The 13870-nt window shown below is 65.0% G+C and carries 13 protein-coding genes and 2 pseudogenes; 6 read left to right on the forward strand and 9 right to left on the reverse strand.

Translation table 11 applies throughout. The annotated features are described in order from the left end of the window. Positions 1–391: 391 nt before the first annotated feature. From couM to BLV31_RS03700, 3 genes are read right to left on the reverse strand one after another with little or no spacing between them, the layout of a single operon-like run. The gene (gene couM / locus BLV31_RS03690) at positions 392–865 is read right to left on the reverse strand and encodes a p-hydroxycinnamoyl-CoA hydratase (RefSeq protein ID WP_064059990.1); all 474 of its coding nucleotides are present in this window, start codon (positions 863–865) and stop codon (positions 392–394) included. 34 nt (positions 866–899) lie between these two features. Continuing rightward, the gene (gene couO / locus BLV31_RS03695; RefSeq protein WP_064059989.1) at positions 900–1796 is read right to left on the reverse strand and encodes a 4-hydroxyphenyl-beta-ketoacyl-CoA hydrolase; all 897 of its coding nucleotides are present in this window, start codon (positions 1794–1796) and stop codon (positions 900–902) included. A 7-nt stretch (positions 1797–1803) separates the two neighbouring features. Next, positions 1804–2715 carry an SDR family NAD(P)-dependent oxidoreductase gene (locus BLV31_RS03700; RefSeq protein ID WP_064059988.1) on the reverse strand — a complete coding sequence of 304 codons (912 nt, stop codon included), beginning with the start codon at positions 2713–2715 and terminating at the stop codon, positions 1804–1806. A 106-nt stretch (positions 2716–2821) separates the two neighbouring features. Between BLV31_RS03700 and BLV31_RS03705 the strand changes: the two genes are divergently transcribed. Then, the gene (locus tag BLV31_RS03705) at positions 2822–3259 is read left to right on the forward strand and encodes a MarR family winged helix-turn-helix transcriptional regulator (protein WP_072740454.1); all 438 of its coding nucleotides are present in this window, start codon (positions 2822–2824) and stop codon (positions 3257–3259) included. Positions 3260–3494: 235 nt separating this feature from the next. Next, positions 3495–3835: pseudogene (locus BLV31_RS03710) on the forward strand (transposase family protein); the annotation flags it as partial. A gap of 54 nt (positions 3836–3889) precedes the next feature. Here BLV31_RS03710 and BLV31_RS03715 read toward each other — a convergent pair. The 3 genes from BLV31_RS03715 to BLV31_RS03725 all read right to left on the reverse strand — a co-directional run bounded on the left by BLV31_RS03715 (position 3890) and on the right by BLV31_RS03725 (position 7268). Then, entirely contained in the window at positions 3890–4918 is a 1029-nt protein-coding gene (locus tag BLV31_RS03715; RefSeq protein WP_064059985.1) for a tyrosine-type recombinase/integrase, read from the reverse strand. A 27-nt stretch (positions 4919–4945) separates the two neighbouring features. Beyond that, positions 4946–5209 (reverse strand): hypothetical protein, encoded by a 264-nt coding sequence (locus tag BLV31_RS03720; RefSeq protein ID WP_064059984.1) that lies wholly within the window; start codon positions 5207–5209, stop codon positions 4946–4948. A 487-nt stretch (positions 5210–5696) separates the two neighbouring features. Next, positions 5697–7268, reverse strand: coding sequence for an FMN-binding glutamate synthase family protein (locus tag BLV31_RS03725; protein WP_174556248.1), 1572 nt, complete (start codon positions 7266–7268; stop codon positions 5697–5699). Positions 7269–7390: 122 nt separating this feature from the next. Here BLV31_RS03725 and BLV31_RS03730 point away from each other — a divergent pair, with 122 nt between their 5' ends. Beyond that, entirely contained in the window at positions 7391–9766 is a 2376-nt protein-coding gene (locus BLV31_RS03730) for an FdhF/YdeP family oxidoreductase (RefSeq protein ID WP_039583911.1), read from the forward strand. Between the two features lie 7 nt (positions 9767–9773). Here the strand turns inward: BLV31_RS03730 and BLV31_RS03735 are convergent, their stop codons facing one another. Further along, on the reverse strand, positions 9774–10730 hold the full coding sequence (locus BLV31_RS03735; protein WP_248846287.1) for an MBL fold metallo-hydrolase: 957 nt from the start codon (positions 10728–10730) through the stop codon (positions 9774–9776). 140 nt (positions 10731–10870) lie between these two features. Here BLV31_RS03735 and BLV31_RS03740 point away from each other — a divergent pair, with 140 nt between their 5' ends. The 3 genes and pseudogenes from BLV31_RS03740 to BLV31_RS26065 form a co-directional block, all read left to right on the forward strand. Then, the gene (locus tag BLV31_RS03740) at positions 10871–11350 is read left to right on the forward strand and encodes a TspO/MBR family protein (RefSeq protein WP_006553109.1); all 480 of its coding nucleotides are present in this window, start codon (positions 10871–10873) and stop codon (positions 11348–11350) included. Positions 11351–11863: 513 nt separating this feature from the next. Further along, the gene (locus BLV31_RS25325; RefSeq protein WP_039583908.1) at positions 11864–12043 is read left to right on the forward strand and encodes a carotenoid oxygenase family protein; all 180 of its coding nucleotides are present in this window, start codon (positions 11864–11866) and stop codon (positions 12041–12043) included. 91 nt (positions 12044–12134) lie between these two features. Further along, a pseudogene (locus tag BLV31_RS26065) lies at positions 12135–12296 on the forward strand (carotenoid oxygenase family protein); the annotation flags it as partial. On the opposite strand, the gene BLV31_RS25335 reads toward BLV31_RS26065, so the two are convergent. Next, the gene (locus BLV31_RS25335) at positions 12275–12478 is read right to left on the reverse strand and encodes a hypothetical protein (protein WP_064061480.1); all 204 of its coding nucleotides are present in this window, start codon (positions 12476–12478) and stop codon (positions 12275–12277) included. The pseudogene BLV31_RS26065 and the gene BLV31_RS25335 sit on opposite strands and share 22 nt — an antisense overlap. 94 nt (positions 12479–12572) lie before the next feature. After that, positions 12573–13856 carry an APC family permease gene (locus tag BLV31_RS03755; protein ID WP_064061479.1) on the reverse strand — a complete coding sequence of 428 codons (1284 nt, stop codon included), beginning with the start codon at positions 13854–13856 and terminating at the stop codon, positions 12573–12575. Positions 13857–13870 lie beyond the last annotated feature (14 nt).

Genomic DNA, 13870 nt, shown 5'->3' on the forward strand with positions numbered 1-13870 from the left:
GAAGACAACCCGAAAACCATCAGGGTTCCTTGCATTAATTGTGAGGCGGCTCACTCTGTTCGGTCAATCCGGTATGCGCATCCATGAGTCCGGGATGGTGCGAGCGAAAGTGCTGTTCTCCGCGCTTGAACAGGAAACGGGCTATCCGCTTTACGCTTGATCGGCGCGAGCGGGGTCGATCGCTTGGCTTGCACCGCACTTTTGAAATGGGCTGGTTCGGGGGATGTGTACTTGTGGCGCTGATAGTCATCAGGGTCGCCGCCATGCATCCTGGAGGCAGCATCGCGTCCCCGGGACTCGGGTATTGGGGCGATTGTGACAGGGACACCCGCGGGTAAACCGTAAGGTGCAATGCCGGCGCGCTGTTGTGGGAGGGAGGAGGGTTCGATGGTTACTCGAAGAATCGGTATACGGTCTCGACGACGACAGCGGGACGTTCGGAGCCTTCGAGTTCGATCTGGGCGTCGACGGTGATCTGCAGGCCTCCCTTGGGCAGACGCTCGGCCTTCTGCAAGGTGGCGCTGAGGCGCACGCGACCGTCGGCAGGCACGGGATTGGTGAAGCGCACCTTGTTGAGGCCATAGTTGACGGCCATGGTAACGCTGTCGACTTTCAACACTTCCTCCCACATCGGGATGATCAGCGACAGAGTCAGGTATCCGTGGGCGATCGGACCCCCAAAGGGGCTTTCGGCCTTCGCGCGCTCCGGATCGACGTGGATCCACTGATGATCGTCTGTTGCGTCGGCGAAAGTGTTGATGCGGTCCTGAGGGATCGTGATCCACGAGCTCGTACCGAGGATCTGTCCCTCGAGCTGGGCGAGTTCGGTCAGATTGGCGACGCTAGTGGTGGTGGCGGTGGTCATAGCATTCTCCTGGAATTGGGGAAGGGGCGACAGGTCAGGGGCGCTGGACGCCGAGAACACGGAGGGCGTTGTCCTTGAAGATCAAAGGACGGACCTCCGGCTTGATCTCGAGGTTCGCGAAATCCTTCATCCAGCGATCGACCTGGATGACAGGAAAATCGGAGCCGAACAACACCTTCGATTTGAGCATCGTGTTCGCAGCTCGGACGAGCTGCGGCGGGAAGTACTTGGGGGACCAGCCGGACAGATCGATATAGACGTTGGCCTTGTGGGTGGCAATGGCGATCTGCGAGTCAATCCAGGGAACTGCGGGATGTGCCATGATGATCGTCAAGTCGGGGAAGTCGGCAGCGACGTCGTCGAGCAGCATGGGATCGGAGTATCGGAGTTTGATTCCGTGTCCGCCTGGAAGTCCGGCGCCGATGCCGGTCTGCCCCGTATGGAACAGAACGGGCACCCCGGTTTCGCTCAGTGTGTCGTACAAAGGATAGAAGCGCCGATCGTTCGGCGAGAAGTCCTGCATGCTCGGATGAAACTTGAAGCCTTTCACCCCGAACTCGTCGACCAGCCGTCGCGCCCGCCGCACTGCCGATTTTCCTTGCCACGGATCGACGGAACCGAAGGGAATCAGGACGTCGTTGTGCGCTGCAGCCTTCTCGGCAATTTCCTCGACGGAGTTGGGGGAGTGTCCACTTCCCGCGTGGGCGTCAACGGTGAACACGATCGCTGCCATATTCCGTTGCCGGTAGTGCTCTGCGATCGATTCGATGCTCGGGGTGCGTTCCTCTCCGGACTTGAAGTACTTCTCCGAAGCGGCCATCAGCTCGTCGTCGAGGGAGCGGTGTCCGCATCCGTCGATTTCGACATGGGTATGAACGTCGACGGCTTCGATCGCATCGAAGTCGATCGCGTACTCGTAGCGGGTGGTCATCGTTGCGTCACTTCGCGCCGGTCAGTTCGGCGGGGAACTCTTCGCCCACCGATTCGAGGTGCTCGGACAGCACGGGCCATTCGCCGACCAGATCTTCGGCGGACCAACCATTGTCGTGATAACTGATGCCGTTGAGCTGGGGGTGAGTCCACAGGGCGACGCGGTCGCCACCAATGGCGAAGGCCTGGCCGGTAATAGCGGCCGCTTCGTCACTGGCGAGGAATGTGATGATGCCGGCGGCATCGTCAGCAGTGCCCATACCGATATCACGACGCAGCAAGGCCGGAAGAGTGCCGGTCTCCTTCGCCGCCTCGATGTGGGGGCGGAAGATCGGCACGGTCTCGGTCATGGCGGTGACTGCAACCGGGCACACGGCGTTGGCGGTAATGCCCGCGCGCTGCAGTTCCAGCGCCCATGTGCGAACCATCCCGACGATGCCGGCTTTTGCGCCGGAGTAATTGGTCTGCCCGAAGTTGCCCCGTTGTCCGGCGGGTGAACCGATGCAGATGATCCGGCCGCCCGTACCCTGCTCCCGGAATCGAAGTACGGCTTCGCGGACACACGTGAAAGTGCCGCGCAGATGCACGTTTACGACCGAATCGAAGGCCTCGTCGCTCATCTTCCACAGCACGGTGTCGCGAAGGACGCCGGCGTTGGTGACCATGATGTCGAGTCGGCCGAATTCGCGGACCGCGGTGGCAACAAGCAGCTGCGCGGTTTCGGTCGGTCCAACAGGCGCGACCACGGCGACGGCGCGTCCGCCCAGTTCGCGGATCGACGCAACCGCCTTGCCGGCGGTTTCCTGGTTGACGTCGTTGATGACGACGGCTGCGCCATGACGTGCCAGATCCTTGGCGTACGCCAGGCCCAAGCCCTGCCCGCTACCGGTCACAACGGCGACCTTATTGTTCAAGTCCATGTGAGGCTCCTCTGTCGATGACACTAATCACACAAAAACATCAACGATTGAAAAAGTCAATCATTGAGTCTGCTACCTTTTCTATGTCGGACGACAAGGAGGACCGATGACCCGATCGCGGCCGCTTCGACTCGAGGACGATCTCGGGTTCCTGTTATCGCGTGCCAGCGGACTTGTCGCAGCCCAGACGAACCGAGTGCTCGCTCCGCTCGAGTTGAAGGTGCGGCCGTACTCTCTGCTTGTCCTGGCTTGCGAGAATGAAGACGGTGTCACGCAGCGCAATGTCGCAAGCACGCTGGGCTTGGACCCGAGCCAGATCGTCGCCTTGGTCGATGAACTGGAACGGCGTGACCTTGTTGAGCGCGTGCCCGACAGGTCTGATCGCCGCAACAAGCGAATTCTTGCTACCGAGAACGGCATGGCACTCGTAGAAGATGCGCAGAATCGAGTGGCTGAAGTGCACCGACGTCTCTTTGGAGAGTTGCCAGAAGGTGCTGCCGAGGGATTAGCAACCCTGCTTCAGGGAGCGATCAGGGCGTTCTGATCCAAGTGGTGCCGGGCTCATGGACCACCGTGACGCATTGGAGCTGGCATTCGGACGGGTAGCAGCCGGATTACCATCGCGTCGATGAGCCGGTCGTTCATCAAGATCGTCTTAGGGGAGCCGACAAGCGAGGGGAGTGGTGTTCGAGCTGAGTCGGCGTCGATTTCCGCGGCTAGTACTACAGCTGCAAGTTTGTAATCCAGCTGCCGGTCTGATGGCTCTACGCACTTGGTAGGTGAGCTGGGCGTTCTTCAGGCAACCGGACCAGCAAGGAACGCGGGCATGCTCCACAGTAGTGGCTCATTGCTGCTCGATCTCGACGGCATCGTCGTCGAAGCGGTGCAGCGCGTCGACGACGGCAGTCGGGTCATGCGGCTCGGCACCGCCCCCAGGTGGGCCGGAGTGTGCCCGCAGTGCGGGCAGAAGTCGACGCGGTCGAAGGGCTGGATCACCACCCGACCCCGTGATGTGCAGATCGGTCCGGACCGTCTCGCCCTCGAGTGGTCAAAGCGGAAGTGGTTGTGCACCAACATCTCATGCGATCGGATAGTGCTCACCGAGTCGGTGCCGGGCATATAGTTCTCAGGGAGGGCACGGGACTGCTGCTCGCGTCGGCCTGGAACGGTCGCGTTACTGTCCGTTCCGTTGACTGTCCAAGAGTCGATAGACCGGGTTCGTGGCCGAGGCTGCGCGGGTTTCCTTGCCGGCGCCTTGGGTGTAACGCTGTGTGGTGGTCATCGACTCGTGCCCGAGCAACACCATCAGGGTGTAAACGTTGACGTCACTATCGGCCAGCGAAGTCGCGAAGGTGTGCCGGAGTTGGTGGACCAGAGCGCCTTTCGCGCGCTGTCCGTTGATGCCGGCGCGGCGATAAGCGCGCTCGACCCGGTACTGGATGGTAGGTGCGGTGATGCGTTCCCCATCGGCACCGAGAAAAAGGGGGTCCGTGGCACGTAGGCGGCGCCAGGGTGAAGCCGTGGGGGAGGTGCGGGCCTTGCCGCTGCCGGGGAATCGCTGCAGGCGCGAGTCGAGATAGGACGTGAGCACGTCGACGAGTGCGGGCTCGGCGGTGAGGACGCGTTGTTTGTTTCCTTTGCCGTGGACGGTGATGGCCTTGACGCGGCCGGCGTCGTCGAGGTCGCGGAAGTCCCCGATGTTGAGGGTGACCAGCTCGGACAGTCGGCATCCGGTGAGCAGTGCGGTGAGGACGATGGCGAGGTCGCGTTCGCGCCAGGCGTGTGCGTTGTCGTCCTCGCCGGTGGTCAGCGCGGTTATCAGTTTCTCGACCGTGTCCTGGTCGAAGGCCTTCGGTACGGTCTTGGCGACCGTGGGGCGCAGGACCGCATCCATCGGGTTCGCGACGATCAGATCCGAGGTGAACAGGTAGCTGCACAGGGCGTTCCAGGTCGACCAGCAGCGCCGGATCGAGGCGGGGGAGTGCGTGTCGGCGTAAGCCGCGAACGCCGCGCGTATCCGGTCCTTGTCGACCACATTGCAGGCCAGGTCGTGGGCCGGAACGCCGGTGTGGGCGGCGAGTAGTTCGGCGATCGCGGTGAAGTCCTGTCGGTAGGCCTTGAGGGTGGCTTCGGACGGCTTGCCGGTGCTGCGGTAGACGAGGAACTCGTCGAATCGGGCGATGAGACTTCCGACGTTGGGCATGCGGTGGTCCTGGGTTTGGGTGATGGGTTAGTCGGGGTCCTGGATAGTCTGCCGGACGCGGACGTACGCGTACGCGCACATCGCTAGCAGGATCGTCGAGCTCAGCAGGATCGGCAGTGTGGCCGTCCAGGATGCGGCGGAAGCGAGCGCTGCCACACCGATGGTCAGAGCGCCGCAGGCCTGGATGGAGAGGGCGGCCACCTTCGGGGCAGCTTCGGTCGTGCTGCGGCTCCACTGGTGTCCGATCAGCAGGAGCAGCGCTCCAGGGAGCAGCAGGAACATCACGGTCACGGTAGGTGGTCTCCTGACTGTCGTCGGCCGCGATTGAGGAACGGTAGGCGCCAGTCCGTTGTTGCTAGATAATATAGATTATCCATCAAATGCGGAAGGGGTGATGGTGGCCGGGGGGCCGTAGAAACACTCCGGGGCGTGATGCCTTCGCGGTGCCCAACGCACTGTCGGACATAGAGGTGTCCCATGTGCGGTCGCCACTGGCGGCATGGCGTTGCTCTGTAATGGACACGGCATTCGCGTGTCACTGCGACACTGTGGCGGCCGATCCGCAGTGATCGAACCAGTGGCTGGAATCGCCGTCGGTGACGGCTTCGCGGCGTCTCGCCCGAGACTGGGGTCGGATCGACTTTCCGGACACGCCGCGCCCGGTATCGACGATCGGAGCAGAGGGATCGGTCATCACATGCAACGTCCGAAAATCACTAGTTAACATAACGAGGCATTATCGGCCGCATCGCTTTGTCGATCTCTTGACCACAGGTGATTACGAGGTCGCCGTCGACTCCTCCGTCCCACCCGGTGTCGTCACCGCTTCCGCGGTCATCAGACGCGTGATCTCCTCCCGGTCCGCCTGCGACGGCAGTCCCCACCCGTCTCGGTAGCCGTACAGCTCCCGCAGGGTGACGGCGCGTCGATTGCCGTCGGCGATCTCGATGTCGTCGACAGTGATGAGGCCGGGATGCGCCACACCCGTCGCCTGCGCGATCTTGAACACGTCGCGGCGGAGGGCTTCGATGTAGTCGGCGACGCGGTCGGCCTTGGTCGGGACGTCGAGTCCTCGGGTGAGCCAACGGTTCTGCGTCGCCACTCCGGTGGGGCACCGGTCGGTATGGCATTTCTGCGCCTGGATGCATCCGATCGAGAACATCGGTTCGCGGGCGACGTTGACCATGTCGCATCCGAGTGCCATCGCCACCACCGCGTTGTCGGGCAGGCCGAGTTTGCCGGCACCGATGAAGGTGACGTCGTCGGTCAAGCCGGCTTCGGCGAATGTCGCGTAGACCCGCGCGAAGCCGCTGCGGAACGGAAGCGATACGGCGTCGGCGAACACCAATGGTGCAGCGCCGGTTCCACCTTCGCCGCCGTCGATGGTGACGAAGTCGACTCCGCGGTCGGTCTCGCTCATCTGGCGTGTGAGTTCGTCCCAGAAGGTCGTGTCGCCCACGGCGGACTTGATCCCCACGGGAAGTCCCGTTTCGGCTGCGAGCAGTTCGACCCAGTCGAGCAGGCTGTCGATGTCGTGGAACTCCGTGTGCCGCGACGGGCTCACGCAGTCCTTGCCGACGGGGATTCCACGGACCTCGGCGATCTCCGGGGTGACCTTGGCTCCGGGTAGCAATCCGCCCAGTCCGGGCTTGGCGCCTTGGCTGAGTTTGATCTCCAGGGCACGCACGGGTGCCGATTCGACGACCCGCTTCAGTCGTGCGAGGTCGAAGTGTCCGTCCTCGTCGCGGCACCCGAAATAGCCGGTGCCGATCTGGAAGATCAATTCTCCGCCGTTGCGGTGGTACGTCGTCAGGCCGCCTTCACCGGTGTTCTGCAGGCATCCGGCCGTCCCGGCACCCCGGTTGAGTGCTTCCACGGCGGCACCGGACAGCGAACCGAAGCTCATCGCCGAGATGTTGACGAACGACTCGGGACGGAAGGCACGGGTACGTCCCCGGGCAGCGCCGAGCACCTTCGCGGACGGGAGCGACACCTTGTCGCCCCCGTGAGGGGCACTCGACGGCGGCAGGTCCGAGAACGTGCGGTGCTTGATGATCGTGTACCCGTCGGTGTACTCGATGTCGTTGTCGCTGCCGAATCCGAAGGTGTTGGTGACGTTCTTCGACGAAGCGTATATCCACCGGCGCTGATCGCGGTTGAACGGCCGTTCCTCGTTGTTGTTCGTCGTGATGTACTGCCGCAGTTCGGGTCCCAGCGACTCCAGCAGATAGCGACCGTGCCCGAGAATCGGGAAGTTGCGTAGCAGCGAATGTCGCTTCTGCACAAGATCGTAGGCACCGACAGCGGCCGCCGCAGCGGCCGGGATTCCGAGCATTTTCGACCGTCCCATTTCCCGAGAGTACGTCCGGGTGGGGCTGCGCGATGCGGGTCCGGGCGTAATCGCCGACCCGTTTCGGCAGGCGGCGGACCGGGGTACTCCTCGGCAAATCGTGCGTGGGGAGAGGTGATCGAATGCGGAACCGTGACCGGCGGGCCGACTACGACGAAGGCGACCTCGAGGTCGAAGACCGGAAGAAGGCCGCAGCGGGTGTCACCGGCGTCGCCGTGGCGGTGAAGCGATCCCTCGAGCAGATGGGGCTGGTGCGTTCGGTCGAGGCACTGCTCGAGTTGAACCAGGCCGAAGGGTTCGACTGCCCGAGTTGCGCGTGGCCCGATCCCGACCCCGGTCATCGCAAGATCGCCGAGTTCTGCGAGAACGGCGCCAAGGCCGTCGCCGAGGAGGGCACCAAGCGACGTGCCGACCCGAGCTTCTTCGCCAGGTACAGCATCGCGGAACTGGCCGAGCACAGCGAGCTGTGGCTCGGCAAGCAGGGCCGCATCACGCATCCGATGGTCAAGCGGCCCGGCGCCACGCACTACACCCCGATCGAGTGGGACGAGGCCTTCACCCTCATCGGTGAACAGCTGAAGTCGCTGGACAGCCCCGATCAGGCCACCTTCTACACGTCCGGACGGGCATCGAACGAAGCGGCCTTCGTGTACCAGCTGTTCGCGCGGGCGTTCGGGACCAACAATCTGCCCGACTGCTCGAACATGTGCCACGAGTCCACGAGCATCGCGCTGCAGGAGTCGATCGGCATCGGCAAGGCCAGCGTCACGCTCGACGATGTGCACTACGCCGAGCTGATCATCCTGCAGGGGCAGAACCCCGGCACCAACCACCCGCGCATGCTCACCGCACTCGAAGAGGCCAAGCAGAACGGCGCGAAGATCCTGACGATCAACCCGCTGCGCGAAGCGGGGCTGGTCAACTTCCGGAACCCGCAGACACCGCGCGGGGTGCTCGGTCGGGGAACGGATCTGTCCGACCTGCATCTGTCGATCAAGGTGAATGGCGACCTCGCGCTGTTGCAGGCGTTCGGGTCGCTGCTCGTCGAATGGGACGCGCTCGACCACGACTTCGTGCAGAGCCGCACCCGGGGATTCGACGAATGGGTCGAACACGTCCGGGACATCGACTGGGACGAGGTGGTCGCCGCGACCGGCCTGTCGCGTCAGCAGATCACCGAGGCTGCGCAGATGCTGCGACGCTCGAAGGCAACGGTCTTCTGCTGGGCCATGGGCCTGACTCAACACCGCAACGCGGTCGCGACCATCAAGGAGATCTGCAATCTCGCATTCGCGCAGGGCAACATCGGTAAGCGCGGCGCCGGCCTCATGCCCGTGCGCGGACACTCGAACGTCCAGGGCGACCGCACGATGGGGATCTGGGAACGCGCACCGCAGAGTTTCCTCGACGCGGTCGAGAAGGAGTTCGGTTTCGATCCTCCTCGTGAGAACGGTTACGACACGGTCGATTCGATCAAGGCGATGCGCGACGGCAAGGTGCGGTTCTTCCTCGGCCTCGGCGGCAACTTCGTGCAGGCGGCACCCGACACCGCTGTCACCGCGGAGGCGATGGCAGGTATCGACATGACGGTGCACATCTCGACGAAACCCAATCGTTCCCATCTGGTCTGCGGCAGAACGGCATTGATCCTCCCTACGCTCGGGCGTACCGACAAGGACGTCCAGGCCTCGGGACCGCAGTTCGTGTCGGTCGAGGACACGACGTGCGCGGTCCACGCCTCCCGAGGACCGCTGAAACCGCCCAGCGAGCACGTGCGTTCGGAGGTCGCGATCATCACGGGCATCGCCGAGGCCACGCTCGGCGACCGCTACGGGATCGACTGGAAGGCGATGCGCGACGACTACGCGAACATCCGCTCGCGCATCTCCCGCGTCGTCCCGGGTTGTGAAGGGTACGAGGTCAATGTCCGGCGTCCGGGAGGGTTCATCCTGCCGCATCCGCCCCGCGACACCCGAAGCTTCGAGACCGATTCGGGTAAAGCGGAATTCGCCGTCTCGCCGGTGGAGGTGGTTCAGGTCCCGCCGGGGCATCTGTTGCTGCAGACGATGCGCAGTCACGACCAGTTCAACACCACCATCTACGGCCTCAGCGACCGCTACCGCGGCATCGAGGGCGGCCGTCGCGTCGTGTTCATGCACCGGGACGACATCGCCGCACTGGGTTTCGACGACGGAGACTTCGTCGACCTGTTCACACGATGGGACGGCGACGACCGCGAACGGTGCGCCACGAGGTTCCGGATCGTCGAGTACGACCTGCCGAGGGGAAGTGCGGCCGCCTACTATCCGGAGACCAACCCTCTCGTCCCGCTCGATTCGACTGCACTGAAGAGCAACTGCCCCACCTACAAGTCGATCGTGATCTCCCTGACGCCCGCCGGAAGTCGCGACGACGAGTGCCCGGATGTGCTCGGAACCGCGCCCGCGGGATCGGACTGGTCGCACAAGACGACCCCGGAGCCGAAGCACCTGTCCTGACCGGCGGTCAGGACGCCTCGAATGCTCCTTCGCGCAGCAGTGTTTCGGCCGTCACGAAGGCCGCAGCGCGTCGCCTCACGGTGGGCGGTGCCGGTGGGTTGCCGTTCCACTGGTCGAACAGGGTGCTCAGGCTCAGTGCGATGCGCTCCGGCGACTCCCAGTGACGCCACGCATCGAAATCTTTCGTGAGCAAGAGTTTCCGTGCTGTTTCGAGCGGGGTGAGTCCGGCCCGGTGATGATCCTGGGCGGCATCGCGCAGCCACAGCCAGTAGTCGCGCAGTGCTCGGATCTCCGCCGCACCGCAGGTCGGTCCGTGTCCGGGCACGTACACCGCGGCGTCCCAGCCGAGCAGACGGTCGAGCGCCGACAACCAGTTGTCGAGCGGGCCGTGCCACAGGATCGGCGTCGACCCGATGAACAGCAGGTCGCCGGTGAAGACGACCCCGGCATCGGCCACGCGGACGACGAGGTCGCCGGCCGTGTGGCACGGTCCGAGTTGCTCGAGTTCGATCGTGCGACCACCGATGTCCAGTGAGGTGGCGGTCGCGAAGGTCGTGTCGGGCATCCGCGGGGTGCGGCGCGGGAATCGGGCACCGCCGCGGACCCGCGCCATGTAGGCACCGGCCGCACCGATGGGGCCGGGGACGCGCCGGATCAGGGAGCCCGTGCCGGCCAGCACGGTGAGGGCGCGCGGTGGGAGATCCTCGCGCATCCCGTCCAGTGCGGCGGCGCTGGTGGTGATCCGCGCGTCGGGCGGCAGCGTGTCGTTGCCCCACCAGTGGTCACCGTCGCTGTGGGTGTTCACCGCGTCGGTGATCGGAGCATCGGCGACCAGCGGTGCCTGCGCCTCGGCGATGCGCTGCGCCCATGCGACGTCCCATGCGGTATCGACGACCAGCGACGCCGTTCCCGGTGCGACGACCAACCCGGTGTTGGCCTCACCCCAACCGCCCGGGGTGCGCACGAACGCCCAGACCCCGTCACCGACCTACTGCAATCCACTCATGTCGACCTCCCGGCCCGCCACCCTACCGAGGTGTCCGTTTCGTGCGCCTTCGGCTCGGGTAGCCGACGATCAACCGTCATCCACAGGAGCCGACAGACATGAGACTCAGTACCGTTCTCGCGACCGCCGCTGCCACCACGACCACCGCGATCGTCGGATCGATCGCCTCCCAGGACACGGACTCCCGGTGGTACCGCAAGTTGCGCAAGCCCGGTTTCCAGCCTCCGGCCGCGGCGTTCCCGATCGTCTGGACGGCGCTGTATGCCGATATCGCTGTCACCTCGGCCGTCGCGATCGACGAGTACACCGACGCCGACGACTACGCGGGTCGTCGCAACTACATCGCGGCTCTGGCTACGAATCTCGTTCTCAACGCGTCGTGGTCGTGGGTGTTCTTCAAGTGGCATCGGTTGATGCCTGCCACTGTGGTCGCCGCCCTACTCGCCGCCAGTACCGCAGATCTGACCCGCCGGACGGCCGAGGCGAATCCGGCTGCGGGGGCCGCGCTGGCTCCGTACTCGGCGTGGACGGCGTTCGCTACGCTGCTGACCGGACGGATCGCGCAGCTCAACCGCTGATCCGCGTGAGTCAGGACGGTAGATCGCGTTCGTGACATACGCGGCGACGTCGGCGTGGGTCATGTGCCGGGCGGGGAGAGCAACTGGCTGAAGACCACGCCCACCATGAATTCCACTGCTGTCTCCGGGGTCGGCCCGAGGTGCGCAGCCAGGGGGTGGGCCGGTGATGTGCTTCAGTGCCCCCTCGGTGACGATGTCGACCAGTGTGCTGCCCTTTCGGAGCGGATGAGCCACGGTTCGTCGGCGAATCGCAGGCGACCGAGGACAAGTTGTTCGAGAGTGTCGAGCTCGTGGTTCACGATGACGCCCAGCAGATGGCCCTTCGATGCGTACCGGCGATAGATGGTTGGACCGTGGTGGTCGGCTGCACGGGCCCGCGACGATCCCGATTCCCGAGCTCGGATTCGTCCACGACTTCGCGCTGACCGATCGGCACATGGTGTTCGTGCTGGGACCCTTGCTGGTTCGGAATCCCGTCCCGGTTGCACTGGGGTTGCGCCCTTCGACGATGCGTTGTCGTACCGACCGGAACTCGGCACCACCATCGTCCTGGTGTCGCGGGACGGTGGTGACCCGGCGACCTTCGAACACGACGCGCTGTTCCACTTTCACGTCACCAACGCCCACGAGGCCGGCGATCGCACCGTCGTCGAACTCGTCGCGCACGATCCGGCCGGCGGCTGGGAAGGGTAGAACGGTCACCTGCGCAACTATCGGGGGCGATGCCGGACCGGCCTTCGGTGGCACGCTCACTCGGCTGACCGTCGACCGCAGGGCCCGCCGCATCACCGCCACCGCGCTCGACGATCACGGATGCGAATTCCCTCGACTCGACCCGCGGTTCGCCACCACCGAGCATCGCTACAGCTACACCGCGTCGGCATCGGTCCCGGGAGGGGATCCCGACTCGGTCACCATGATCGATCACCGTACGGGCACGACGAACCGGTACACGGCCGAGGCCGGCACCACCGTCTGTGAACCTCTGTTCGCACCGGCAGCGACGCCGAGGGCGGCGGCTGATCGCTGACGCTCGAACACCAGCCTGCGCGCAGGGGCAGCAGGCTTCTCGTCCTGCGCGCCGACCGACCGGGCGACGGACCGGCCGCGGCGGTGATCCTGCAGCACTACGTGCCGATGACCTCCCACGGCGCGTTTCGGCCCGACAGTGGCGCTACCTCCGACCGGCGGTAGGCCGATGGGCATCTCATTTCTGACGGATCTACCGTTGCGGTTCAACCGGTTCCGGCTGGTACCTGAAGCGCCGACGTGTGGCGTAGATCAGCGCGCCCACTGCGATCACGGCCGTACCGGTGAGCACCGATGAGCCGGGCAGCGTGAACGCCAGGGTCAGGCATCCGGCCAGCCCGAGTGAAGCGATGATGCGCCCGCGTCGCCCGCCCGGAAGCGTCCAGGCGGAGGCGTTGGCGACGGCGTAGTAGACCAGCACCCCGAACGACGAGAATCCGATCGCGGCACGGACATCTGCGGTTGCGGCGACGACCGCGACGATCACTCCGACAGCGAGTTCGGCTCGATGTGGCACCGCGAACCGGGGGTGCACCGCGGTCAGCGCGTGTGGCAGATGCCGGTCCCGTGCCATCGCGAAGGTGGTGCGCGACACTCCCAGCACCAAGGCGAGCAGTGAACCCAGAGCGGCAACGACGGCCCCGGCGCGCACCACCGGCTCCAACCACTCGACCCCGGCCGCGGTCACCACACTCGACAACGGTGCAGTCGCTTCGGCCAGCGTGCGAGGGCCCAGTACCAGCAGCGCGACCGAAGCGACCGCCAGATAGACGAGCAGGGTGACGCCCAGTGCCATCGAGATCGCGCGCGGTATCGTGCGCGCCGGTTCGCGTACCTCCTCGCCGAGGGTGGCGATCCGCGCGTACCCGGCGAAGGCGAAGAACAACAACCCGCCCGCCTGCAGCACCCCGCCCACGGTGATGTCGGTGCCGAACCCGAGTCGGGCCACCTCGGTGGAGCCGGAGGTAGACCCTGCGACAACCACCGCGGCGAGTACGGCCAGCACGATCGCCACGATGATCCGGGTCGCCAGTGCCGACTTCTGGACACCGCGATAGGTCACCGCCGTGAGCAACACGACCGCGGCGACCGCAACCGCGTGCGCCTGCTCGGGCCAAATGTAGAGGCCGACGGTCAACGCCATGGCCGCGCACGAGGCGGTCTTGCCGACCACGAAACACCAGCCTGCCAGATATCCCCAGAACTCGCCGAGCCGTTCGCGTCCGTACACATATGTGCCACCGGAGACCGGGTACCGTGCCGCCAGCCGTCCCGACGAGGACGCATTGCAGTACGCCACGATTGCCGCCACCGCGAGCCCGATCAGCAGGCCCGACCCCGCAGCTCCGGCTGCGGGCGCCAGTGCCACGAAGGTCCCCGCCCCGAGCATCGATCCGAGGCCGATCACGACTGCGTCGGCCGCCCCGAGGCGCCGTTGTAACCCCTCGGGCGTGCCCGTCCCTGTCGTCTCCGACATCACGGCTCCTTCGC

This window comes from Rhodococcus pyridinivorans (assembly GCF_900105195.1).
Taxonomy (GTDB): domain Bacteria; phylum Actinomycetota; class Actinomycetes; order Mycobacteriales; family Mycobacteriaceae; genus Rhodococcus; species Rhodococcus pyridinivorans.

Excerpts from the sequence above, each read along its gene's own strand:
- couM (WP_064059990.1), bottom strand. The coding sequence starts at position 865 with ATGACCACCGCCACCACCACTAGCGTCGCCAATCTGACCGAACTCGCC.
- couO (WP_064059989.1), bottom strand. The coding sequence starts at position 1,796 with ATGACCACCCGCTACGAGTACGCGATCGACTTCGATGCGATCGAAGCC.
- BLV31_RS03700 (WP_064059988.1), bottom strand. The coding sequence starts at position 2,715 with ATGGACTTGAACAATAAGGTCGCCGTTGTGACCGGTAGCGGGCAGGGC.
- BLV31_RS03705 (WP_072740454.1), top strand. The coding sequence starts at position 2,822 with ATGACCCGATCGCGGCCGCTTCGACTCGAGGACGATCTCGGGTTCCTG.
- BLV31_RS03715 (WP_064059985.1), bottom strand. The coding sequence starts at position 4,918 with ATGCCCAACGTCGGAAGTCTCATCGCCCGATTCGACGAGTTCCTCGTC.
- BLV31_RS03725 (WP_174556248.1), bottom strand. The coding sequence starts at position 7,268 with ATGGGACGGTCGAAAATGCTCGGAATCCCGGCCGCTGCGGCGGCCGCT.
- BLV31_RS03730 (WP_039583911.1), top strand. The coding sequence starts at position 7,391 with ATGCGGAACCGTGACCGGCGGGCCGACTACGACGAAGGCGACCTCGAG.
- BLV31_RS03740 (WP_006553109.1), top strand. The coding sequence starts at position 10,871 with ATGAGACTCAGTACCGTTCTCGCGACCGCCGCTGCCACCACGACCACC.
- BLV31_RS03755 (WP_064061479.1), bottom strand. The coding sequence starts at position 13,856 with ATGTCGGAGACGACAGGGACGGGCACGCCCGAGGGGTTACAACGGCGC.